This window comes from Bradyrhizobium uaiense, from assembly GCF_010811875.1.
In the GTDB taxonomy this organism is placed as follows: Bacteria; Pseudomonadota; Alphaproteobacteria; order Rhizobiales; family Xanthobacteraceae; genus Bradyrhizobium; species Bradyrhizobium uaiense.
Genome location: NZ_VKHP01000746.1, coordinates 1 through 250, shown reverse-complemented (window position 1 = coordinate 250; position 250 = coordinate 1). Strand labels below are relative to the sequence as shown.

Genomic DNA, 250 nt, shown 5'->3' with positions numbered 1-250 from the left:
TGCCCTACCCCTCCGCAGGCGCCTCGCCGAACACCTCGGCTGCGATCTTGCTGGTCTCGATCGCGGCGGGGATGCCGCAATACATCGCGACCAGCAACAGCACGTCCTGCACCTGCGCGGCGGTGCAAAACATCATCAATGCCTATGTCTATGGCGACGTCTGGGAGCGCAGCGGGCTGTCCGACCAGATGCGCAGCCTCGTGATGCTCGGCATCACCGCGGCGAGCAGCAAGCCCGCCGAGTTCCGCGT

The 250-nt window shown here is 66.0% G+C and carries 1 pseudogene; it reads left to right on the top strand.

Annotated elements, in window-relative coordinates:
* Positions 1-250: pseudogene (locus FNJ47_RS47290) on the top strand (hypothetical protein); the annotation flags it as partial.